Here is a 23403-nt window from a genome sequence, read left to right as displayed (position 1 = left end):
TGCGGACACCCGTGTCAGAGAGCTGAATGCGCAAGTGTGACACAGCGGCGGCGCGTTCTGGCCGACTGCTTCAGTTCACCATCACCAGCTTCCCCATCACCCCGCGCGAGCCCATGTGGGCGTAGGCAGCGGGCAGTTCGGCCATGGGCATGGTGCGGTCGATCACGGGTTTGATCTTGCCCTGGGCGTACCACTGGGCCAGCTCGGCCATCATGGCGGCGTTGGCCTGGGGCTCGTTCTTGGAGAAAGCGCCCCAGAACACGCCCACCAGCGAGGCGCCCTTGAGCAGCGGCAGGTTCATGGGCAGCGAAGGCACGGTGGGACTGGACGCGAAACCCACCACCAGGTAGCGCCCGCGCCAGGCGATGGAGCGGAACGCGGGCTCGGCGAAGTCGCCGCCCACGGGGTCGTAGATCACGTCGGGGCCTTTGCCGCCGGTGGCGGCCTTGATGGCCTCGCGCAGATCCTGGGTGCCGTAGTTGATGGTTTCGTCTGCGCCGATCTTGCGGCACAGCGCGCATTTCTCGTCGGTGGAGGCTGCGGCGATCACGCGCGCGCCCACGGCCTTGGCGATCTGGATGGCCGCCGTGCCCACGCCGCCCGCCGCGCCCAGCACCAGCACCGTCTCGCCCGCCTTGAGCTGGCCCCGGTCGATCAGCGCGTGGTGCGAGGTGGCGTAGATCATGATGAAGGCCGCCGCGTCCACGTGGCCGAAGCCGTCGGGCAGCGGCATGCACAGCGCCGCCGGGGCGATGGTGTGGGTGCCGAAGCCGCCGGTGCCCGAGAGGCAGGCCACGTTTTGGCCGACCTTCAGGTGCTTGACGCCTTCGCCCACGGCCGCCACCACGCCTGCGTACTCCGAGCCGGGCACGAAGGGCAGCGGCGGCTTCATCTGGTACTTGTTCTGCACGATCAGCAGGTCGGGGAAGTTCAGGCTGGCGGCCTTGATCTCTATGAGCACCTCGCCTGCCTGGGGGGTCGGGGTGGGCAGTTCGGTCCAGGCCAGCGCCTCGACGCCGGTGGGGTTGGTGCAGAGCCAAGCGTGCATGGGGTGAGTCTCCGGGTGAATGGGGTGGGTGCGCATGATAGGTGCGCCCCGTTGCCGCGCCTTGTCCCTCGGGCGACGGGGCGGGGTGCCCGCCTACAATCCGTTGCATCCGAGAAATCCGCAGCGACAGCAACCATGAAAATCCTCATCTGCAACGACGACGGCTACCAGGCTCCAGGCATCGCGGCGCTGCATGGTGCGCTCAGGACGCTCGACGGCGTGGAGGTGGAGGTGGTTGCCCCTGAGCACAACAACAGTGCCAAGTCCAATGCGCTGACGCTGCATTCGCCGCTGTACGTACACACGGCGCACAACGGCTTTCGCTACGTGAACGGCACCCCGGCGGACTGCGTTCACATCGCGCTCACGGGGCTGCTGGGCTACCGGCCAGACCTGGTGGTCTCGGGTATCAACAACGGCGCCAACATGGGCGACGACACCATCTATTCCGGCACTGTGGGCGCAGCCATGGAGGGCTACCTGTTTGGCATCCCGGCCATCGCGTTCTCGCAGGTGGACAAGGGCTGGAGCGAACTCGAGGCCGCAGCCGCCAAGGCGCGCGAGATCGTGGCGCAGATACTCGGCCAGCAATTGGCAGGCGCAGCGCCCTGGCTGCTGAACGTGAACATCCCCAACATGCCGCTGGCGGCCCTGCGCCCGGCCAAGGTGTGTCGCCTGGGGCGCCGCCACGCGGCCGAGCGCGTCATCGTGCAGCAAAGCCCCCGGGGCGAGTCCATGTACTGGATAGGCGGCGCAGGCCCGGCCAAGGACGATGCCGAGGGGACGGACTTCCACGCCACGGCCCAGGGCCATGTGTCCATTACGCCGCTGAAGGTGGACCTGACGGACCACGACAGCATGGGTGATTGGGCGCAGACGGTGTCCCGGCTGGCGGCGGGGGGGTGATGCAGCAGCGCCGCCCTGGCTTCCCGGCCCGCCTGCCGGGCTCGCCCGCGCGCGTCGCGCCCACGGTGCCAGCCGTGCGCCAGGCCGTGCCGGTGGCCCCTGCGGGGGTGGGGCTGGACTCGGCGGCGATGCGCGCGCGCATGGCTCACAAGCTCAGGGCGGGCGGCATCACTTCGCCTGCCGTGCTGCAGGCCATGGGCGCCGTGGAGCGCCACCGCTTCGTGGACAGCGCCCTGGTCAACCAGGCGTATGAGGACACCAGCCTGCCCATCGGCCTGGGCCAGACCATCTCCAAGCCCAGCGTGGTGGCGCGCATGTGCGAACTGCTGCTGGGCGCCGAGGGCGCACGCGCGGGCGGGCTGGGGCGGGTGCTGGAGATCGGCACCGGCTGCGGCTATCAGGCCGCTGTGCTGAGCCGCCTGGCGCGCGAGGTCTATACGGTGGAGCGTCTGCGCGGCCTGCACGACAAGGCGCGCCACCATCTGCGCCCGTTTCGCCTGGCGAACGTACACCTGATCTTCGGCGACGGCATGCTGGGCTACGCCAGGGGCGCGCCCTACGCCGCCATCATTGCCGCCGCCGGGGGCGAAGCCGTGCCACAGGCGTGGTGCGACCAATTGGCCGTGGGTGGACGGCTGGTGGCGCCCATGGCGCTGGTGGGAGGGCAGCAGGTGTTGCTCGTGATCGACAAAACCCCGCACGGGTTGAAACAAAACGTGCTCGAACCCGTGCATTTTGTCCCTCTAAAATCGGGGATTGCCTGAAGGAAAATTGCTTATGTACGCATCGCGTGGTCGTCTTGTGGTGGGGTTTGCCGTGGCAGTGGCGGGGCTTGCGCTCACCGGCTGCGGCACCCGGCTGAACAAGGCTCCTGTGGAAGACCGGGGCACGTCCCTTGGCTCCGCTCCCGCGCCGCAGTCGGGCGTGGTGGTGCCGCCCAAGGTGCTGCCAGGTGCGGAAAACGCGGGCAAGCCGGGCTACTACACCGTCCAGCCTGGCGACACCCTGATCCGCATCGGGCTCGATGCAGGGCAGGGCTGGAAGGACATCGCCCGCTGGAACAGCCTGGAGAACCCCAATCTGATCGAGGTCGGCCAGGTGCTGCGCGTCGTGCCGCCTGCGGCCCCGGTGCCAGCCGCGCCAACCGTTGCTGCCGATACCGGCGTGGTGACGCGCCCCGTCACCTCGTCCTCCGTGGCGCCCGCCAGCGCGCCGCCTCCGGCGAAGGCTGCGGCGCCGACCGCCTCAAGCACCGTGGTGGCCGTGGCGCCCACCACGCCAGCCCAGCCCCCGGCGGCGGCGGGCGAGGACGGCATGGCCTTCATCTGGCCCGCTTCGGGCGCGGTCATCGCAGGGTTCGACGAGGCGCGCAACAAGGGCATCGACATCGCGGGCAAGGCGGGCGACCCGGTGCTGGCGGCGGCCGACGGTCGCGTGGTGTATGCCGGGGCGGGCCTGCGCGGTTACGGCAACCTGGTCATCCTCAAGCACAACAACACCTTCCTGACGGCCTACGCCCACAACCAGACCCTGCTGGTGAAGGAAGACCAGTCCGTGCGCAAGGGCCAGAAGATCGCCGAGGTGGGCGGCACCGACGCCGACCGCGTCAAGCTGCACTTCGAGATCCGCCGGCAAGGCAAGCCCGTCGATCCGTCGCGCTACCTGCCTGCGCGCTGATGGCGGTACCACCGCCGCTGGAGGCTGCGGGCGAAGACGATCCGCTGGCCGAGGAGTCCGGTGAGCTGCGCTCCATGGCTATGGGCGCCGCACAGCACGGTGAACGCCTGGACCGGGCGCTCGCCGACCTGGTGCCCGAGTTCTCGCGCAGCTACCTGCAGCAGCTGCTGGCCCAGGGGTTGGTCAACCTCAACGGCAAGCCCGTACACAAGCCTGCGGCTCGCGTCAAGGCGGGCGACCGGGTGGCGCTGGAGATGCGGCCCACCCTGCAGAGCCAGGCGTTCCGCCCCGAGTCCATGCCCATCGACGTGGTGTACGAGGACGCACACCTGCTGGTGGTGAACAAGCCCGCTGGCCTGGTGGTGCATCCCGCGCCCGGTAACTGGAGTGGCACGTTGCTCAACGGCCTGCTGGCCCGTGACGACAAGGCGCTGGCGGTGCCGCGCGCAGGCATCGTGCATCGCCTGGACAAGGACACCAGCGGCCTGATGGTGGTCGCCCGCAGCCGCGCTGCCATGGATGCGCTGGTCGCGCTGATCGCCGAGCGCCAGGTCAAGCGCCAGTACCTGGCCCTGGCGCATGGGGCCTGGACGGGGCCGAAGACATGCATGGTGGAGGCCCCCATAGGCCGTGACCCGCGCAACCGCTTGCGCATGGCGGTGGTGGACCTGGCCCAGCACCCCGGCAAGCCCGCACGCACCGATTTTGCTTGTCTTGACGGCGCCGCCGAAGGTTGCTGGGTACATTGCACGCTGCACACGGGGCGCACGCACCAGATTCGCGTACACATGGCGTCGCTGAAGCACCCGCTGGTGGGCGACGCCCTGTACGGCGGCGCGCCGCTGGGGCCCATGCAGCGCCAGGCCCTGCACGCCTACCGGCTGGCCTTTGCGCACCCGCTGACGGGTGAGGCGCTGGAGTTCCACGCCCCGGTGCCGGAGGACATGCGCCAGGCGCTTGCCGCATGGGGCCTCGGCTACAATCACCCCCCAACGGCCTGACAGGCCCTGGCCCGCAGACGGAAACCCGCCGGGCACCTTGCGCAACTGCTCCGAGTGCGCCTTTGCTCCCCTTGCCGCGATGCGGGGCGCTTTTTCTGGATATCACTGAACCATGAACACGGTGGATGCCAAACGGATCCTCGAAACGGCGTTGATCTGCGCCCCGCAGCCTGTGCCTGTGCGTGAGCTGCGGGCGCTCTTCAACGACGCCCTGGGTTCTGACACGCTCAAGCTGCTGCTGCAGGAACTGCAGCTCGACTGGTCGCAGCGGGGTGTGGAACTGGTACAGGTGGCGACCGGCTGGCGCTTCCAGAGCCGCCCCGAAATGAGGGAGTACCTGGATCGGCTGCACCCCGAGAAGCCACCGCGCTATTCACGGGCCACCATGGAGACGTTGGCGATCATCGCCTACCGCCAGCCGGTGACGCGTGGCGACATCGAGGACATCCGGGGCGTTACGGTCAACAGCCTGATCATCAAGCAACTGGAAGACCGGGGCTGGGTCGAGGTCATCGGCCATCGCGAAACGGTGGGTCGCCCGGCCCTGTTCGCCACCACCCGCCAGTTCCTGGACGACATGGGGCTGCAGTCGCTGGACCAGTTGCCGGTGCTGGACGATCCGTCTGGCAATGCCAACGCACTGGAGGCCATGGCCGCCGCAGCGCAGGGGATGCTGGAGCCTGCACCAGCACAGGACATTTTTCAGGAAGCGGAGACTGGTCTTCGCGGTAGCCATGCGGATGCCCAGGACGGTATCCAGGAAGACGCTTGATGAACGATTCAAACCCCGAAATACCTTCGCCGGAGTTGGACGCGGCGGCAGCCGCGCCTGCAAGGCAGCGCAAGCCGCGCAGGAATGCCCCGCCCGTGGTCGATGGCTACCAGTTTGCGGACGTGGTCTCGGGCCGCTTCGACGAAGAAGACGCCCAGGCGGACGCGGTGTCCGCGAAGCGGGTTCTGCTGCCCCAGGTGGAAACGCCCAAGCTGCACAAGGTGCTGGCCCAGGCGGGCCTGGGCTCGCGCCTGGAGATGGAGCAGCTCATCCTGGAAGGGCGCATTTCCGTCAACAACGAGCCGGCCCACATCGGCCAGCGCATCCAGTACGGCGATCAGGTCAAGGTCAACGGCAAACCCATCCGCTACCGCATCGACCCGCCGCCTGCGCGCGTCATCGCGTACCACAAGCCCGTGGGCGAGGTGGTGACGCACGACGACCCGCAGAACCGGCCCACGGTGTTCCGCAAGCTGCCGCGCCTGCCGCAGGGCAAGTGGCAGTCCGTGGGGCGCCTGGACTTGAACACCGAGGGCCTGCTGCTGTTCACCAGCTCGGGTGAGCTGGCGAACAAGCTGATGCACCCCCGCTTCGGTCTGGAGCGCGAGTACGCGGTCCGCGTGCTGGGCGCCCTGACCAACGAGGAGAAGCAGAAGCTCCTGGACGGCGTGCGCCTGGATGATGGCATGGCCGCGTTCGGCTCCATCGAGGACGGTGGCGGCGAGGGCTCCAATTGCTGGTACCGCGTCACCATTTCCGAAGGACGTAACCGCGAGGTGCGCCGCATGATGGAGTCCGTGGGGCACGCGGTCAGTCGGCTGATCCGCATCCGCTACGGCGCCATGGTGCTGCCCCGGGGCCTCAAGCGCGGAGCCTGGCTGGAGTTGGACGAGCGCGACATCCGCGCGCTGATGCAGGCGGCAGGCGCTGAAGGCCGCCCGGAAGGCGGCGCGGAGGGCAAGAGCGGTGCTGGCGGTAAGCGCCGGGGGCGCAACGGCGCCCGGGGTGGCGATGGCCCGCGCCGTGACATGTCGCAGGGGGTGTCCGGCGCCCTGCGGGGTCAGAAGCCGCGTAGCGGCCAGGGTGCGCGGGGCAACACCGGCGGCGCGGGCGCCCAGCCCGATCCCATGAAGACCTCGGTCGGCTACATCGGCATGGACAGCCTGTCCCGCCAACGGCAGGACAGCAAGCGGCGCCCTGGCGGCGGATCACGCCGTGGCGGTGGGCGTTGAGCGCGCCTGCCCGGGCCGCGCCGGTTAGAATCGAAGGCTTTGTCCGCTGGACAAACGAATCACAGCAACACCATCCCATTTCAGGAAATCAACATGGCAATCGAACGCACTCTCTCCATCATCAAGCCCGACGCAGTGGCCAAGAACGTCATCGGCCAGATCTATGCACGTTTTGAAGCCGCGGGCCTCAAGGTGGTGGCTGCACGCATGATGCACCTGTCCCGCCTCGAAGCCGAGCAGTTCTACGCAGTGCATAAAGAGCGCCCCTTCTTCAAGGACCTGGTGGACTTCATGATCTCGGGCCCCGTGATGGTCCAGGCCCTGGAAGGCGAGAACGCCATCCTGAAGAACCGCGAACTCATGGGTGCCACGGACCCCAAGAAGGCCGAGGCGGGCACCATCCGCGCCGACTTTGCCGACAGCATCGACGCCAATGCCGTGCATGGCTCGGACGCCGCTGAAACGGCTGCCGTGGAAGTGGCTTTCTTCTTCCCCGGCCTGAACGTTTACTCCCGCTAAAACCGGTCCGAAAGGCCCGCGCGATGACCGCCAACCTGCTCGAATTCGACCTCGACGGCTTGGCGGCCTTTTGCGAACGACTGGGCGAGAAGCGCTTCCGCGCAACCCAGCTCTTTCGCTGGATTCATCAGCGCGGCGCCAGCGATTTCGACGCAATGAGCGATCTGGCCAAGGCCCTGCGCGACAAGCTCAAGGGCTGTGCGCGGGTCGAGGCCCTGCCGGTCATTTCGGAGCACGTGTCGGCGGACGGCACGGTGAAGTGGCTCTTCGACGTGGGTGACGGCAATGCGGTCGAGGCCGTGTTCATCCCGGAGGACGACCGGGGCACCTTGTGCGTTTCATCCCAGGCCGGCTGCGCTGTGGGGTGCCGGTTCTGCTCCACGGGGCACCAGGGCTTCAGCCGGAACCTGACCACGGGCGAGATCGTCGCCCAGTTGTGGTTTGCCGAACACGCGCTGCGCAAGCGCCTGCACACCGCAGAGCGCGTGATCTCCAACGTGGTGATGATGGGCATGGGCGAGCCGTTGCAGAACTACGCGGCGCTGGTGCCCGCGCTGCGCGTCATGCTCGACGACCACGGCTACGGCCTGTCGCGTCGGCGCGTGACGGTGTCCACATCGGGGGTCGTTCCCATGATGGATCGCCTCTCGCAAGACTGCCCTGTGGCCCTGGCGGTTTCGCTGCACGCGCCCAATGATGCCCTGCGCGACAACCTGGTGCCGCTCAATCGCAAATACCCAATCGAAGAACTGCTGCTGGCCTGCAGCCGCTACCTGGAGCATGCCCCGCGCGACTTCATCACCTTCGAGTACTGCATGCTTGACGGCGTCAACGACCAGATGGACCATGCCCGGCAACTGATCGAATTGGTCCAGGGCGGTGGGGTGCGCTGCAAGTTCAACCTGATCCCGTTCAATCCATTTCCCGCGTCGGGGCTGTTGCGGTCGCCGCAGAATCAGGTGGCGGCCTTTGCCAAGGCCCTGAGCGATGCGGGGATTGTCACGACGGTGCGCAAAACACGGGGAGATGATATTGACGCGGCCTGCGGTCAGTTGGCGGGCGACGTGAAGGACCGCACGCGGGCTGCCGAGCGCATGGCGAGGCAGCGCACAATCGCGCTCAAGCCGGTGGCTTGATGGATCAGCTCAATACAAGGAGGCTCTACATGGTGGGACTGGTAGGACGCTGGCAGCAGTTCGGTCGCTGGGCATTCGCGGCCTGCGCTGTGGTGGTGTGCATGGTGGCGCTCCAGGGCTGCGCGACCCGGCCCGCCGGGGCGGACAGCGACGCGAATGCGGGTCTGGTCACGCCTTCGGACGAAACCGAGACGCGCCGCCGCGCCCGCATCCGCCTGGAACTGGCAGTCAACTATTTTGCAAACGGCCAGACGACCGTGGCGCTGGACGAAGTCAAGCAGTCGCTGGCGACCGACCCCACCTATGCCGACGCCTTCAACCTGCGCGGCCTGATCTACATGCGCCTGGGTGACTTTCCCCAGGCCGATGAGAGCTTCCGCCGTGCGCTGACTCTGCGCAGCGGCGACGCCAATCTGTTGCACAACTACGGCTGGCTGCTGTGCCAGCAGCAAAAGTATGCCGAGGCGGACACGTATTTCACCCGTGCCCTGGCCACCCCGGGCTATGCCGCTCGGGGCAAGACCCTGATGGCGCGCGGGCTGTGCCAGATGGGCGCAGGCCAGCATGCGGAGGCCGAGCAGTCGCTGCTCAAGTCCTACGAACTCGACGCAGCGAATCCCGTGGTGGGCTATCACCTGGCGTCCTTGCTGCTGCGGCGCAATGAGCTGACCCGGGCCCAGTTCTACATTCGGCGCCTGAACAACAGCGAAAACGCGAACTCCGAGTCGCTGTGGCTCGGGATCAAGGTGGAGCGCGCCCTGGGCGACACCGTCGCCATGCGGCAACTGGCCGACCAACTGCGCAAACGCTTCCCCGAGTCGCGGGAGCAGGGCGCATACGAGCGTGGGGCTTTCAATGAGTGAGGTCGTGGAAGGTGGCGTGACGGCAGGGGCGCTGCTGCGCGAGGCGCGGCAGGCCGCCGGAATGCACATCGCGGCGCTGGCGGTGTCCTTGAAGGTTCCGGTCAGCAAGTTGGAGGCGCTGGAGGCCGACAACCATGCGGCGCTGCCCGACACGGTGTTCGTGCGGGCCCTTGCGTCCAGCGTGTGCAGGACCCTCAAGATCGACCCGGGCCCCGTCCTGGCGCTGCTGCCGCAGAGCCACAGCCCGCGCCTGACCCCGGACAACGCAGGGCTGAACGCGCCCTTCAAGGGCAGCGCGGGCGGGGCTTCCTCGTCGTCGGTTTCTTTTTCCGGATCCGCCTCGCGGTCCGTGGTGGTGGTCGTGCTGGCGTTGCTCGCCGGTGCGGCGGCGCTGTTTTTCTTCCCAAGCCGCCAGGATGTGTCCACGCCTTCCGTAGCGCAGGCCCCCGCCTTGCAGGCCGAGCCCGGTGAGGCGTCAATACTGGCTACGCAGGCGGCCGTGCCTGCCGAAAGGCAAACGCTTGCGCCCCTGGCGGTGGCAGTGGCGTCCGAACCCATGGCATCCCCGGCGCCAGCGCCGGCCGCGGCGGCCAGCGGTGCCGCAGATGCAAGTGCGTCCTCGGGCACTCTGGTGCTGCGCGCGCGCAGCCAGTCCTGGGTGCAGGTGCGCGACGCCACGGGCACGGTGGTGTTGCAGCGCAACCTGGCAGACGGCGAATCCGTGTCCGTGGCGGCCCCTGCGCCTCTGGCGGTCGTGATTGGCCGCGCCGACGCTACCGAGGTGTTCGTGCGCGGCAAGCCGTTCGACCTGGCGCCTGTGGCGCGCGACAACGTTGCCCGTTTCGAGGTGAAATAGTGCTGGAACAAGTTAGCGGCGAACGCAGCCCCATCGCGGTCGCATCACCTTTGCCACGGCGCACGCGTCAGGCGCGCATCGCCTGGGGCAGCCACGTGGTGACCGTGGGCGGCGATGCGCCCGTGCGCATCCAGTCCATGACCAACACCGACACGGTGGACGCCATCGGCACGGCCATCCAGGTCAAGGAGCTGGCACGCGCAGGCTCGGAGTTCGTGCGCATCACCGTCAACACGCCCGAGGCGGCGCAGGCTGTGCCCTACATCCGCGAGCAGCTCGACCGCATGGGCGAGAACGTGCCCCTGGTGGGCGACTTCCACTACAACGGCCATCGCCTGCTGACCGAATACCCGGCCTGCGCCGAGGCCCTGAGCAAGTACCGCATCAACCCCGGCAACGTGGGCAAGGGCGACAAGCGCGACAAGCAGTTCGGCCAGATGATCGAGGCCGCGATGCGCTGGGACAAGGCCGTGCGCATCGGCGTGAACTGGGGCAGCCTGGACCAGGAACTGCTGGCGAGCCTGATGGACGCCAACAGCCGCCGCGCCCAGCCCTGGGAGGCACGCCAGGTCATGTACGAGGCGCTCATCACCTCGGCCATCGAATCCGCCCGGCGCGCCGAGGAAATGGGCCTCAACGGCAACCAGATCATCCTGTCGTGCAAGGTCAGCGGCGTGCAGGACCTGATCTCCGTCTATCGCGAGTTGGCGCGTCGCAGCGACTACGCGCTGCACCTGGGCCTGACCGAAGCGGGCATGGGCACCAAGGGCACGGTGGCGTCCGCCACGGCCCTGTCGGTGCTGCTGCAGGAAGGCATTGGCGACACCATCCGCGTATCGCTCACGCCCCAGCCCGGCGAAGCGCGCACGCAAGAGGTGGTGGTGGCGGCAGAAATCCTTCAAGCCCTGGGCCTGCGCGTGTTTGTGCCCAGCGTCACTGCCTGCCCGGGCTGTGGGCGCACCACCAGCACCACGTTCCAGGAGCTGGCCAAGCAGATCGACGACTACCTGCGCGCGCAGATGCCCGTGTGGCGCGCGCGCTATCCGGGGGTGGAGGCGATGAAGGTGGCCGTCATGGGCTGCATCGTCAACGGCCCGGGCGAGAGCAAGCACGCCGACATCGGCATCAGCCTGCCCGGTACCGGCGAGGCCCCTGCCGCGCCCGTGTTCATCGACGGCGAGAAGGCCCTGACGCTGCGCGGCGACGGCATCGCGCAGGAGTTCCACGAGATCGTGGAGCAGTACGTGCAGCGGCGCTACGGCAGCCGCTGATGTACTATTAAAACAATAGCTGCTTGTGCTTGCTGCATAAGCGCTAGAGGCCAATTTCATTCAAAATCACCAAGGGTCTGCCACCGTGAGCAAAGTGGAAAAACTGAGCGCCGTCAAAGGCATGAACGACATCCTGCCCGCCTCGGTGCCGCGCACCGAGAAGCTGCCGACCGCCGCCCGCTGGCAGTGGTTCGAGGCGGCGGTGCGCAAGGTGCTGGCGCGCTACGGCTACCAGTACCTCATCACCCCCATCGTCGAGCCCACGGCCCTGTTCGTGCGCGGCCTGGGCGAGGTGACCGACATCGTCGAGAAGGAGATGTATTCCTTCACCGACTCGATGAACGGCGACAGGCTCACCCTGCGCCCCGAGGCGACTGCGGGCATCGTGCGCGCCATGGTCGAGCACAACGCGCTCTACAACGGCCCGCTGCGCATCTGGACGCACGGCCCCATGTTCCGCCACGAGCGGCCGCAGAAGGGCCGCTACCGCCAGTTCCACCAGCTCGACGTGGAAGCGCTGGGCTTCGCCGGGCCGGATGTCGATGCCGAGATGATCCTCGTCGCCCGCGCCCTGTGGCGCGAGCTGGGCCTCATCGAAGGCCAGCACGTGCGCCTGGAGATCAACAGCCTGGGCCAGAGCGGCGAGCGCCGCGAGCACCGCGAGGCGCTGATCCGCTACTTCGAGCAGAACGAAGGCGTGCTGGACGAAGACGCGCGCCGCCGCCTGCACAGCAACCCGCTGCGCATCCTGGACAGCAAGAACCCGGCCATGCAGGCACTGATCGAGGCGGCACCGCAGCTCATGGACTTTCTGGGCGAGGAGTCGCGCGCGCACTTCGATGCCGTGCGCGCCGCCCTGGACGCCGTGGGCCTGCAATACCGCGTCAACCCGCGCCTGGTGCGCGGCATGGACTACTACAACCTCACCGTGTTCGAGTGGGTGACCGACCAGCTCGGCTCGCAAGGCACGGTCTGCGGTGGAGGGCGCTACGACGGCCTGATCGAACAGTTGGGCGGCAAGAGCGCGCCTGCCGTGGGCTTTGGCCTGGGCATCGAGCGCCTGCTGCTGCTGGTGCAGGAGCTGGACTTGCCCATGCCTTCGCAGGCGCCCGACGTGTACGCCATCGTGCCCCCCGGCACGCCGCTCGCGCCCGTCATCGCCGCGCTGGAAGCATTGCGCGCGCACGGCCTGAACGTGGTGCAGCACGCGGGCGGCGCGGACGGCCCCGGCAGCATGAAGGCGCAGTTCAAGAAGGCCGACGCCAGCGGCGCGCGCCACGCGCTCGTCTTTGGCGCCGACGAGCTGGTACGCGGGCAGGTCACCGTCAAGGCGCTGCGCGACGGCGCGGGCGGCGCGCAGGCCGAGCAGCCGCTCGCCGACATCGCGCAGTGGGCCGCCACCCTACAATCCCCCCGCTAAACCAGATCACATCCCAATGGCAACTCATCTCGACCTTGAAGAACAAGAGCAGCTTGACCAGCTCAAGCATTTCTGGAACACCTGGGGCACGCTCATCAGCGCCGTGGTGATCGTGTTGGCAGGTGGCCTGGTCGCCTGGAACGGCTACCAGTACTGGCAGAACCGCCAGGCCATGCAGGCCGCCGCGCTGTTCGACGCGGTGGAAGTGGCGGCCCAATCGGGCGACCAGGAGCGCCTGACCCAGGCTTTTGGCGACCTCAAGGCCAAGTACGCGGGCACGACCCAGGCCGCGCAAGCCGGGCTTGCGCTGGCCAAGGCGATGGTGGACGCAGGCAAGCCCGATGTCGCGAAGGAAGCGCTGGCGTGGGTGGCCGACAAAGCGGGCGACGAGGGGCTCAAGGCGCTGGCCCGGCTGCGCCTGGCCAGCGTGCTGATGGATCAGAAGAACTACGACGAGGCGCTCCAGCAACTGTCCGCCAAGGTGCCCCCCGAGTTCGAGGCCGTTTTTGCCGACCGCAAGGGCGACGTTCTGCTGTCCCAGGGCAAGCGCACCGAAGCCATCGCCGAATACACCAAGGCCTACAAGGCTTTCGAGGAAGGCGTCGAGTACCGCCGCCTCGTCGAGATCAAACTGGGTGCGCTGGGCGCTGCGCCGCAAGGGCTTGCCGTTGCAGCAGCAGCCGCTGGCGAGGGAGGCAAGTGACCATGGCACACGGCAAATCCTTTCTCGTGCTGCGGGGCATGGCCTGCACGGCGCTGATGGTCGCGCTGGCCGGGTGTTCCCTGTGGAATGGCAGCGGTTCCAAACCCGTGCCTGCCGACCTGGGCGCCAATGTGCCCATCCTGGGCGTGCGGCAGGCGTGGACAGCGCGTGTCGGCAGTGTCGGCGGCCTGCCGCTCGACGTACACACGGCGGGCAACGTGGTCACGCTCGCGTCTGCGGACGGCACTGTGGCGGCCATTGACGCGCGCACCGGCGGCGACGTGTGGCGTGTGGCACTGGCCGAGCCGCTGTCTGCAGGGGTCGGCAGCGATGGCAAGGCGACCGCCGTGGTGGCCCGCTCCAACGCACTGATCGTCGTGGACGGCGGGCGCGAGCGCTGGCGCCAGCCACTGGCGGCCCAGGTGTTCACGCCGCCGCTGGTGGCGGGTGGGCGTGTTTTCGTGCTGTCCGCCGACCGCTCCGTGTCTGCCTATGATGCAGCCACGGGCCGCAAGCTCTGGAGCCAGCAGCGCCCGGGCGAGCCACTGGTGCTGCGCCAGGCGGGTGTGCTGATGCCGGTGGGCGACACGCTGGTGGTCGGCTTCTCTGGCCGCATGGTGGGCATGAACCCGGACAACGGAACCGTCCGATGGGAGGCCCCTTTGGCCATCCCGCGCGGCACCAATGACGTGGAGCGCTTGGTGGAACTGGTGGGTCGCACCAGCAGGGTCGGAGAAAGCGTGTGCGCGCGGGCCTTCCAGGCTGCGGTCGGCTGCGTCAACACCGCCCGGGGCTCCGTCGCCTGGACGCAGCCAGCGGCAGGCGCCGAGGGCGTGCATGGCGACGGCGATGCCGTGTTCGGCACCGAGAGCAATGGGGTGGTGACCGCCTGGCGCCGTAATGACGGCACGCGGCTGTGGACGACCGACCGGCTCAAGTACCGCAAGTTGACGGCGCCCTTGCTGCTGGGTCGGTCCGTGGTGGTGGGCGACGACACGGGGCTGGTGCATATTCTGTCCCGCGCCGATGGCGCCCCGCTCAACCGCATCGCGACGGATGGCTCCGGCATCGCTGCTGCGCCATCGGTTGCCGCCGATACGCTGGTGGTGGTGACGCGCAACGGCGGGGTGTACGGATTCCGCCCCGAATGATCTTGACCGACGCTGTTCCATGAAGCCAGTCATCGCCCTCGTGGGGCGCCCGAATGTCGGCAAGTCCACGCTCTTCAATCGCCTGACCAAGTCCCGCGACGCCATCGTGGCCGACTTCGCCGGGCTCACGCGGGACCGCCACTACGGGAACGGCAAGCAGGGCAAGCACGAGTACATCGTCATCGACACCGGAGGGTTCGAACCCGATGCGTCGAGCGGCATCTACCGCGAGATGGCCAAGCAGACGCAGCAGGCCGTTGCCGAGGCCGATGTGGTCATCTTCGTGGTGGATGCACGCGCCGGTGTCTCCGCCCAGGACCACGACATCGCCAAATACCTGCGCCGCCTGGGCAAGCCCTGCGTGCTGGTGGCCAACAAGGCCGAGGGCATGCTGCAGGGCGTTCAGTTGGCCGAGTTCTATGAGCTGGGCCTGGGCGAAGTGCTCCCCGTGTCTGCGGCCCATGGGCAGGGCATCCGGGGCCTGGTGGACCTGACCCTGGCACCTTTGCATTTGCCTGATCTGGATGACGCGGATGCTGCTGCGGACAAAAGCGTCATCAAGCTGGCAGTGGCGGGGCGCCCCAACGTCGGCAAATCCACGCTCATCAACACCTGGCTGGGCGAGGAGCGGCTGGTGGCATTCGACATGCCCGGCACGACCCGCGACGCCATCACCGTGCCGTTCGAGCGCAACGGTCAGCGCTTCGAGCTGGTGGACACGGCAGGGTTGCGCCGCAAGGGCAAGGTGTTCGAGGCCATCGAGAAATTCTCGGTCGTCAAGACGCTGCAGGCCATCGAGTCTGCCCATGTCGTGCTGCTGCTGCTTGACGCCACCCAGGGCGTCACGGACCAGGACGCGCACATCGCTGGCTACATCCTGGAGAGTGGCCGTGCCGTGGTGGTGGCCGTGAACAAATGGGATGCGGTGGACGAATACCAGCGCCAGCTGCTCGAGCGCTCCATCGAGACGCGGCTGGCCTTCCTCAAGTTCGCATCGTTGCATTTCATCTCGGCCAAGAAGCGCCAGGGCCTGGGGCCGCTGTGGGCATCCATCGCCCAGGCGCACAAGGCGGCCACGTGCAAGATGTCCACGCCTGTCCTGACACGACTGTTGCTTGAGGCGGTGCAGTTCCAGACCCCGAAGAAGGTGGGCATGTTCCGGCCCAAGATGCGCTATGCGCACCAGGGCGGCATGAACCCGCCGGTCATCGTCATCCACGGCAACTCGCTGGAGCACGTGACGGATGCCTACAAGCGTTTCCTGGAAGGGCGCTTCCGCAAGGAGTTTGACCTGGTGGGCACGCCGCTGCGTATCGAGATGAAGACCTCGCACAACCCCTACGCCGACAAGGACGGGGCCTGATTCAAAGGCCCGGGTTTCAAAGGGCCATGCGCCGTCGCGCGGGAGATGGTCTCCGCGTGTGGTAAGGTGCCGGTTTACAACAACATTCTTTGAACACGGAGAATATCGTGAGCAATAAAGGCCAGCTTTTGCAAGACCCCTTCCTCAACGCGCTGCGTCGGGAGCATGTCCCGGTTTCCATCTACCTGGTGAACGGGATCAAGCTGCAGGGGCAGATCGAATCGTTCGACCAGTACGTGGTGCTGCTGCGCAATACAGTCACCCAGATGGTCTATAAGCACGCCATTTCCACCATCGTGCCGGGTCGTGCCGTCAACTTCTCCACCGCCGACAACTCGGATGCCGACAGCAGCAACGCCTGAGCTGCTGCCGCTTCCGCTTAGAACCCGATGACATCTTCATCGCCCAGCGGCACTCCGGTGCTGCTGGTGGGGGTGGATTTCGGCCTGCCGCATTTCGACGGTGAACTGGAGGAGTTGGGTTTGCTGTCCGAGACGGCAGGTATGAACCCGGTGGCGCGGCTCACCTGCAAGCGCAAGGCGCCCGATGCGGCGTTGTTCGTGGGCAGCGGCAAGGCCGATGAGATCCGGATGCTGGCGCAGATGCACGGCGCGGTCGAAGTCCTCTTCGACCAGGCGTTGAGCCCTGCGCAGCAGCGCAACCTGGAGCGCCACCTCGAACTCCCTGTCAATGACCGCACTTTGCTGATCCTGGAAATCTTCGCCCAGCGCGCCCGCAGCCATGAAGGCAAGCTGCAGGTGGAACTGGCAAAGCTGCAATATGTCAGCACTCGCCTCGTGCGGCGCTGGTCCCACCTGGAGCGGCAGACCGGCGGCATTGGCGCGCGCGGCGGCCCCGGCGAGAAGCAGATCGAACTGGACCGACGGATGATCAGCGACGCCATCCAGCGCACACGCGAGCGCTTGGTGAAGGTCAAGCGCCAGCGCTCCACCCAGCGCAGGCAGCGGGAGCGGCGCGACACATTCAATATCTCCCTGGTGGGCTACACCAATGCAGGCAAATCCACGCTGTTCAACGCCATGGTGAAGGCCCGGGCCTATGCCGCGGACCAGTTGTTCGCCACGTTGGACACCACCACGCGGCAACTCTACCTGGGGGATGCGGGGCGTTCGGTCTCACTTTCCGACACGGTGGGGTTCATCCGCGATTTACCCCACGGGCTCGTGGATGCGTTCCAGGCCACCTTGCAGGAGGCCGTGGATGCCGACCTGCTGCTGCATGTCGTGGATGCATCCAACGCGGGGTTTCCTGAGCAGATGGCCCAGGTGCAGAAGGTGTTGCACGAGATTGGCGCTGCAGATATTCCGCAACTGCTGGTGTTCAACAAGCTGGATTCGCTGTCTGGGGAGCAGCGCCCGCCATCCCTGCAGGACCAGTACGAGGTAGGTGGCAGGATGTTTCCACGCCTGTTCGTGAGTGCGCGCTCCGGCGAGGGGTTGCCCGCGCTGCGCAGCGCTCTTTCGTCCACGGTGCTGGCGGCGCAGGGCGGCATGACCCCTGATTCTGCCGTTGAATTGCCGGGGCCTGCGCATTGATTCGGCACAATGCCAGCATTACCCACGTCATCCGAGAACCCGAGACTTTGCGCATGAATTTCCAAAATCGCTCCCTACGCTGGGCGTCGCTGCCAGGACGTATCCGGGGCATGCTCAACCTGAACGACCCTCGGTGGGGGCGCGGCGATGACAACAAGTCCGACGACGGCGCGCGGCCCGATGACCGCCCCTCGTCCAATCCGTCCCCTGGAAACCGGGGCAGTGATCAGCGGCCCGGCAACAATGGTCAGCCGCCGGATCTCGACGAACTCTGGCGTGACCTGAACGGCAGGCTGAAGGGGCTGTTTGGCGCCAAGAATGGTGGCGGGCGTGGGCCGGGCAATGGCGGAGGATTCCAGCCGGATATGAAGAACGCGGGCATGGGCGTGGGCTTGATCGCCGGGGTCGCCTTGGTGATCTGGATGGGAACGGGCTTTTTCATCGTCCAGGAAGGCCAGCAGGCCGTCATCACGCAGTTCGGCAAATACAAGAGCACGGTGGGGGCTGGCTTCAATTGGCGCCTTCCGTATCCGATCGAGCGCCACGAACTGGTCTTCGTCACCCAGATCCGCTCCGCCGATGTGGGCCGCGACAGCATCATCAAGAGCACGGGCCTGCGCGAGTCGGCCATGCTGACCGAGGATGAGAACATCGTCGAAATCAAGTTCGCCGTGCAGTACCGCCTGAATGATGCGCGGGCCTGGCTGTTCGAGAGCAAGAACCCCGGCGATGCCGTGGTGCAGGCTGCCGAGACCGCTGTGCGCGAGGTGGTTGGCAAGATGCGAATGGACACGGCTTTGGCAGAGGAGCGCGACCAGATTGCGCCCCGGGTGCGCACGCTCATGCAAACCATTCTGGACCGCTACAAGGTGGGGGTCGAGGTGGTCGGTATCAATCTGCAGCAGGGTGGCGTGCGCCCGCCCGAGCAGGTGCAGGCGTCCTTCGACGACGTGCTCAAGGCGGGGCAGGAGCGCGAGCGGGCCAAGAACGAGGCCCAGGCCTATGCCAACGATGTGATTCCCCGTGCCGTTGGTTCTGCCGCACGCCTGAACGAAGAGGCCGCCGCCTACAAGGCCCGCATCATTGCGCAGGCACAGGGCGATGCCCAGCGCTTTTCTTCTATCCTGGCGGAATACCAGAAGGCCCCGCAGGTGACGCGTGACCGGATGTACCTGGAGGCCATGCAGCAGATTTACGGCAACGTGACCAAGGTGCTGGTCGAGTCACGGCAAGGCTCGAACCTCTTGTACCTGCCGCTCGACAAGATCATGCAGAACGTGGCAAGCGGATCGCCCTCCACACCCGACACTCCCGCTCCCAATCAGGCTGCGGCACCTGCCGCCGCTCCTGCCGTGCCCTCGGCCACGTTTTCCAATGACCCCAGGGCGCGTGACAGCAACCGCACCCGTGACCGTGAATCTCGCTAGGAGCTATACGTGAACAGAGTTGGATTTATCGCCACCACCCTGCTCGTGGTGCTCGCCCTGATGAGCTCCATGCTTTTCGTGGTGGATCAGCGCCAGTTCGGAGTGCTCTATGCGCTGGGACAGATCAAGGAAGTGATCACCGAGCCGGGTCTGAACTTCAAGCTGCCGCCGCCGTTCCAGAACGTGTCGTACATCGACAAGCGATTGCTGACCCTGGACAGCAGCGACACGGAGCCCATGCTCACGGCGGAAAAGCAGCGCGTGGTGATTGACTGGTACGTGCGTTGGCGCATTTCGGAACCCACAGAGTACATCCGCAACGTGGGTCTGGACGAAAGCGCCGGTGCGCTGCAACTCAACCGCGTGGTGCGCAACGCTTTCCAGGAGGAAATCAACAAGCGCACGGTCAAGGAACTGCTGTCCCTCAAGCGCGAGGCCCTGATGGCCGATGTCAAACGCGAAGTGCTGGAAACTGTGCGCGGCGCCAAGCCCTGGGGCGTGGACGTGGTGGACGTGCGCATCACCCGCGTGGACTATGTGGAGTCGATCACCGAATCCGTCTATCGCCGCATGGAAGCTGAGCGAAAGCGCGTTGCCAACGAACTGCGTTCCACGGGTGCAGCCGAAGGCGAAAAGATTCGCGCGGACGCGGACCGCCAGCGCGAGATCACCATCGCCAACGCCTACCGGGATGCGCAGAAGGTGAAGGGCGAGGGCGATGCCGAAGCCGCGCGCATCTATGCAGAGGCTTTTGGCCGTGATCCTCAATTCGCCCAGTTCTACCGCAGCCTGGAAGCCTACAAGTCCAGCTTCAACAAGAAGGGCGACGTGATGGTCCTCGACCCCTCTTCGTCCGATTTTTTCAAGACTTTCCGGGGCGCTCCGGCGCGATGAGCGGCGACAGCCTCTGGATCGCGTTTGCCTTGGTGTTGGTGATCGAGGGGCTATTACCCTTTCTGTCGCCGCAGGGCTGGCGGCGCGCGGTGGGCCAGATCGCGCAACTGCGTGACGGCCAGATTCGCTTCTTTGCGCTGCTGGCCATCCTTGCCGGGCTGTCGATGCTGTGGCTCTGATGGCAGCATCGCTCCCGGTAGAATCGCGGTTTTAACAGCTCCCCCGTTCTCCATGTCTGCTTGGGTCCTGCCGGATCACATTGCCGATGTCTTGCCGTCCGAAGCGCGGCACATCGAAGAATTGCGTCGCGGGCTGCTCGACACGGCCCGCTGCTACGGCTATGAGCTGGTCATGCCGCCCCTGCTGGAGCATCTTGAATCCTTGCTGACGGGTACGGGCGAGGCGCTGGATCTCCAGACTTTCAAGCTGGTGGACCAGTTCTCTGGCCGCTCGATGGGGTTGCGGGCGGATACCACGCCGCAGGTAGCACGCATCGATGCCCATCTGCTCAATCGCAAGGGCGTCACCCGCCTGTGCTACTGCGGCCCGGTGCTGCACACCCGCCCTGACCGCCCCCACGCCACCCGTGAGCCGTTGCAGTTCGGCGCCGAAATCTACGGCCACGCCGGGCTGGAGGCCGACCTCGAGGCCCTGCAACTGGCCCGTGAATGTCTGCGCGTGGCAGACGTACACAACACCACCATCGACCTCGCCGACGTGCGCATCGTGCGCAGCGTGATCGCGGGCGTGCCTATGAATGCGCAGCTTCTCAGTGCCATCCATGCGGCGCTGGCGGCCAAGGATGCGGGCGAGCTGGCATCCCTGACCCGCGACTTTCCGCCGGACTCCCGCGATGGTCTGCTGGCCCTGCTGCAGCTATACGGCGATCAATCGGTATTGATTGAGGCTGAAAAGGCCCTCCAGCGCTTTTCTGGTGTGCATGAGGTGCTATCAAATCTGAAGTGGCTGGCCTCCCGCCTGGAAGGCGCCAGCGTTACGTTCGATTTGGCCGACCTGCGCGGCTATGCCTACTACAGCGGTGCGCGCTTTGCGATCTACGCCCCTGGTGCCAGCGATGCGCTGGTGCGCGGTGGCCGCTATGACGAGGTGGGCGCTGTGTTTGGCCGCAACCGTCCGGCGGCAGGGTTCAGTCTGGACATCAAACAGGTGGTGGGCGTTGTTGCGCCGCGCGCCCTGAAGGCGGCCATCCGCGCACCTTGGGGCGAGGCCGCCGACGTGAACACGGCCATTGCCGAACTGCGCAAAGCCGGGGAAACGGTTGTGTGCGTTCTGCCGGGCCATGAGAGCGAAGTGGACGAGTTCCACTGCGACCGAGAACTGGTGCAGGTAGCTGGCCGCTGGGTCGTGCAGGCGGTTTGATGAATATTTGCAATTGAAGAATTGGGTTTGAGATGAAAGCAAGCAAAGGTCGCAACGTCGTGGTGGTCGGAACCCAATGGGGCGACGAGGGCAAGGGCAAGCTGGTCGATTGGCTGACCGAGAGCGCACAAGGCGTCGTGCGCTTTCAGGGTGGGCACAACGCAGGGCATACGCTGGTCATCAACGGCGTGAAGACTGCGTTGCACCTCATCCCCAGCGGCATCATGCGCCCGGGCGTCAAGTGCTATATCGGCAACGGGGTGGTGCTGTCCGCCGCCAAGCTGTTCGAGGAGATCGAGGGCTTGGAAAAGGCGGGCGTGGAAGTGCGCTCGCGCCTGCGCATCAGTGAGGCTTGCCCGCTCATCCTGCCTTTTCACGCCGCCATCGACGTGGCGCGGGAGGCTGCGCGGGAGCAGGGCGGCGCCGAGAAAATCGGCACCACGGGACGCGGCATCGGGCCAGCTTACGAAGACAAGATCGCCCGCCGCGCGCTGCGTGTGCAGGACCTGAAGTACCCGGATCGCTTTGCTGGCAAGCTGCGCGAGTTGCTGGACCTGCACAACCATGTCCTCACCACCTACCTGCATTCCGGCTCGTTTGTTTTTGGGGATGCCCTGAAACCTTACATTCAAGATGGCAGGGTGCAGTTCGACGTGGTGTATGCCGAAGCCATGCGCCATGCGGAACTGCTCAAGCCCATGATGGCCGACGTATCGCGTGAATTGAATGAAGCCCATCACACGGGCGCCAACCTGCTGTTCGAAGGTGCGCAAGGTACCTTGCTGGATGTGGACCATGGCACTTATCCATATGTGACATCGAGCAACTGCGTGGCGGGCAATGCCGCAGCCGGTTCAGGCGTTGGACCCGGGATGCTGCACTACATCCTGGGCATTACCAAGGCCTATTGCACGCGCGTGGGAGGCGGCCCGTTCCCGACGGAGCTGGATTGGGAGGTGCCTGGCACGCCTGGCTATCACATGAGCACCGTGGGCGCGGAAAAGGGCGTGACTACGGGGCGCAGCCGCCGCTGTGGCTGGTTTGACGCCGCCTTGCTCAAGCGCAGCGCACAGGTCAATGGCCTTTCGGGGCTGTGCATCACCAAGTTGGACGTGCTGGATGGACTAAAAGAGCTGCAACTGTGTACGGGCTATGAGCTCGATGGCGAGCGGATCGACCTGTTGCCTATGGGCGCTGAAGACATCGCCCGCTGCACACCGGTCTATGAAACCTTGCCTGGGTGGAGTGAGTCCACGGTGGGCGTCACCGACTACGCCAAGCTGCCGCTGAACGCGCGCAACTATCTGGAGCGCATCGAGCGGGTCACGGGTGTTCCCATCGACATGATTTCCACCAGCCCCGACCGGGACCACACCATCATGATGCGTCATCCCTATGCCGCAAATTGACGGCCTCTCGTAACCGTCATCACCTCAGCCACCTACTCAGGAGCCATTCCATGTTGACCGAAGACGGCAAGCACCTCTATGTCAGTTACGACGAGTACCACAGCCTCATCGAGAAGCTGGCCCTCAAGGTGTACCAGTCCGGATGGAAATTCGATACGATCCTCTGCCTTGCCAGAGGCGGGCTGCGCCCGGGGGACATCCTGAGCCGCATCTTCGATAAGCCTCTGGCCATCATGTCCACCAGTTCGTACCGGGCGGAGGCGGGCACGGTGCAGGGTCATCTGGACATTGCGCGCTTCATCACTACGCCTCGCGGAGAGATCGCGGGCAAGGTCTTGCTGGTCGATGATCTCGCGGATTCAGGGCATACATTGCATGCTGTGATCGACATGCTCAAGACAAACTATGCCCCCATCTCCGAGCTGCGCAGCGCCGTGATCTGGACAAAGGGATTGTCCACGTTCACGCCAGACTACTCGGTGGAGTTCCTGCCGACCAATCCCTGGATCCATCAGCCTTTTGAGGGTTATGACAGCCTTGGTCCCGAGAAGTTGTTGGAGAAGTGGCGCGTGTGAGAAATCCGTGCTATAGTCACAGGCTTCGCTCAGCCGACCCGAGGTCGGTTGGGCTGAGAGATAGGGCTTTGATTGGATTGCATTGGTTGCTCAAACCGGTGTAGAATGCAAGGCTTCGCTGACAGGGGCTGATGGTTTGTTGGCTCTGGTTGGTCCGAGATGTTGGTTGAAAAACTTCTTCTCAAAAGTTTGACGGCACTTTAAAAGTCGTGCTAGAATACAAGGCTTCGCTGATCGCGGCGAG

Annotated in this window: 24 protein-coding genes; 23 read left to right on the top strand and 1 reads right to left on the bottom strand. The window is 66.0% G+C overall.

The genetic code is table 11. The annotated features are described in order from the left end of the window. Positions 1-70 precede the first annotated feature (70 nt). Positions 71-1048, bottom strand: coding sequence for an NADPH:quinone oxidoreductase family protein (locus QM569_RS00775; RefSeq protein ID WP_414985307.1), 978 nt, complete (start codon positions 1046-1048; stop codon positions 71-73). 135 nt (positions 1049-1183) lie between these two features. Between QM569_RS00775 and surE the strand changes: the two genes are divergently transcribed. The 23 genes from surE (at position 1184) to QM569_RS00660 (ending at position 23159) form a co-directional block, all read left to right on the top strand. Beyond that, a complete protein-coding gene (surE, locus tag QM569_RS00770) occupies positions 1184-1954 on the top strand; it encodes a 5'/3'-nucleotidase SurE (RefSeq protein ID WP_414985306.1) in 771 nt (256 codons plus the stop codon). Continuing rightward, the gene (locus QM569_RS00765; protein WP_414985305.1) at positions 1954-2718 is read left to right on the top strand and encodes a protein-L-isoaspartate(D-aspartate) O-methyltransferase; all 765 of its coding nucleotides are present in this window, start codon (positions 1954-1956) and stop codon (positions 2716-2718) included. The genes surE and QM569_RS00765 overlap by 1 nt, the downstream gene beginning before the upstream one ends. Before the next feature lie 13 nt (positions 2719-2731). After that, positions 2732-3631, top strand: a complete 900-nt coding sequence (locus QM569_RS00760) for a peptidoglycan DD-metalloendopeptidase family protein (RefSeq protein ID WP_414985304.1) — start codon at positions 2732-2734, stop codon at positions 3629-3631. Next, positions 3631-4632 carry an RluA family pseudouridine synthase gene (locus QM569_RS00755; protein ID WP_414985303.1) on the top strand — a complete coding sequence of 334 codons (1002 nt, stop codon included), beginning with the start codon at positions 3631-3633 and terminating at the stop codon, positions 4630-4632. The genes QM569_RS00760 and QM569_RS00755 overlap by 1 nt, the downstream gene beginning before the upstream one ends. 112 nt (positions 4633-4744) lie before the next feature. Beyond that, the gene (gene scpB, locus QM569_RS00750; protein ID WP_414985302.1) at positions 4745-5404 is read left to right on the top strand and encodes an SMC-Scp complex subunit ScpB; all 660 of its coding nucleotides are present in this window, start codon (positions 4745-4747) and stop codon (positions 5402-5404) included. Then, complete coding sequence (locus QM569_RS00745; RefSeq protein ID WP_414985301.1) at positions 5404-6636, top strand: pseudouridine synthase; 1233 nt, start codon at positions 5404-5406, stop codon at positions 6634-6636. The genes scpB and QM569_RS00745 overlap by 1 nt, the downstream gene beginning before the upstream one ends. Before the next feature lie 93 nt (positions 6637-6729). Continuing rightward, positions 6730-7155, top strand: a complete 426-nt coding sequence (gene ndk, locus QM569_RS00740) for a nucleoside-diphosphate kinase (protein WP_414985300.1) — start codon at positions 6730-6732, stop codon at positions 7153-7155. Positions 7156-7178: 23 nt separating this feature from the next. After that, a complete protein-coding gene (rlmN, locus tag QM569_RS00735; protein ID WP_414985299.1) occupies positions 7179-8291 on the top strand; it encodes a 23S rRNA (adenine(2503)-C(2))-methyltransferase RlmN in 1113 nt (370 codons plus the stop codon). 29 nt (positions 8292-8320) lie between these two features. After that, positions 8321-9154 (top strand): type IV pilus biogenesis/stability protein PilW, encoded by an 834-nt coding sequence (gene pilW / locus QM569_RS00730; protein WP_414985298.1) that lies wholly within the window; start codon positions 8321-8323, stop codon positions 9152-9154. Next, positions 9147-10010 carry a helix-turn-helix domain-containing protein gene (locus QM569_RS00725; protein WP_414985297.1) on the top strand — a complete coding sequence of 288 codons (864 nt, stop codon included), beginning with the start codon at positions 9147-9149 and terminating at the stop codon, positions 10008-10010. The genes pilW and QM569_RS00725 overlap by 8 nt, the downstream gene beginning before the upstream one ends. A 2-nt stretch (positions 10011-10012) precedes the next feature. Further along, a complete protein-coding gene (gene ispG / locus QM569_RS00720) occupies positions 10013-11281 on the top strand; it encodes a flavodoxin-dependent (E)-4-hydroxy-3-methylbut-2-enyl-diphosphate synthase (RefSeq protein WP_414985342.1) in 1269 nt (422 codons plus the stop codon). A 121-nt stretch (positions 11282-11402) separates the two neighbouring features. Beyond that, positions 11403-12701, top strand: coding sequence for a histidine--tRNA ligase (gene hisS, locus QM569_RS00715; protein WP_414985341.1), 1299 nt, complete (start codon positions 11403-11405; stop codon positions 12699-12701). 16 nt (positions 12702-12717) lie between these two features. Then, positions 12718-13404: a YfgM family protein gene (locus QM569_RS00710; RefSeq protein ID WP_414985296.1), complete on the top strand. Its 687-nt coding sequence runs from the start codon at positions 12718-12720 to the stop codon at positions 13402-13404. Positions 13405-13406: 2 nt separating this feature from the next. After that, positions 13407-14555 (top strand): outer membrane protein assembly factor BamB, encoded by a 1149-nt coding sequence (gene bamB, locus QM569_RS00705; protein WP_414985295.1) that lies wholly within the window; start codon positions 13407-13409, stop codon positions 14553-14555. Between the two features lie 19 nt (positions 14556-14574). Further along, on the top strand, positions 14575-15918 hold the full coding sequence (gene der / locus QM569_RS00700) for a ribosome biogenesis GTPase Der (RefSeq protein ID WP_414985294.1): 1344 nt from the start codon (positions 14575-14577) through the stop codon (positions 15916-15918). 107 nt (positions 15919-16025) lie between these two features. Further along, on the top strand, positions 16026-16280 hold the full coding sequence (gene hfq, locus QM569_RS00695) for an RNA chaperone Hfq (RefSeq protein WP_414985293.1): 255 nt from the start codon (positions 16026-16028) through the stop codon (positions 16278-16280). A 27-nt stretch (positions 16281-16307) separates the two neighbouring features. After that, complete coding sequence (gene hflX / locus QM569_RS00690) at positions 16308-17474, top strand: GTPase HflX (protein WP_414985292.1); 1167 nt, start codon at positions 16308-16310, stop codon at positions 17472-17474. Between the two features lie 53 nt (positions 17475-17527). Beyond that, a complete protein-coding gene (gene hflK, locus QM569_RS00685; protein WP_414985291.1) occupies positions 17528-18901 on the top strand; it encodes an FtsH protease activity modulator HflK in 1374 nt (457 codons plus the stop codon). A 9-nt stretch (positions 18902-18910) separates the two neighbouring features. Further along, positions 18911-19795, top strand: a complete 885-nt coding sequence (gene hflC, locus QM569_RS00680; protein WP_414985290.1) for a protease modulator HflC — start codon at positions 18911-18913, stop codon at positions 19793-19795. Beyond that, positions 19792-19974, top strand: coding sequence for a DUF2065 domain-containing protein (locus QM569_RS00675; RefSeq protein ID WP_414985289.1), 183 nt, complete (start codon positions 19792-19794; stop codon positions 19972-19974). The genes hflC and QM569_RS00675 overlap by 4 nt, the downstream gene beginning before the upstream one ends. A 52-nt stretch (positions 19975-20026) precedes the next feature. Then, entirely contained in the window at positions 20027-21175 is a 1149-nt protein-coding gene (locus QM569_RS00670; RefSeq protein ID WP_414985288.1) for an ATP phosphoribosyltransferase regulatory subunit, read from the top strand. Positions 21176-21207: 32 nt separating this feature from the next. Continuing rightward, positions 21208-22584, top strand: coding sequence for an adenylosuccinate synthase (locus tag QM569_RS00665; RefSeq protein WP_414985287.1), 1377 nt, complete (start codon positions 21208-21210; stop codon positions 22582-22584). A gap of 50 nt (positions 22585-22634) precedes the next feature. Beyond that, positions 22635-23159 (top strand): phosphoribosyltransferase, encoded by a 525-nt coding sequence (locus QM569_RS00660; protein ID WP_414985286.1) that lies wholly within the window; start codon positions 22635-22637, stop codon positions 23157-23159. Positions 23160-23403: the final 244 nt, after the last annotated feature.

Source organism: Acidovorax sp. (genome assembly GCF_047607405.1).
In the GTDB taxonomy this organism is placed as follows: domain Bacteria; phylum Pseudomonadota; class Gammaproteobacteria; order Burkholderiales; family Burkholderiaceae_C; genus Acidovorax.
This window is presented reverse-complemented; position numbering and strand designations above follow the sequence as displayed.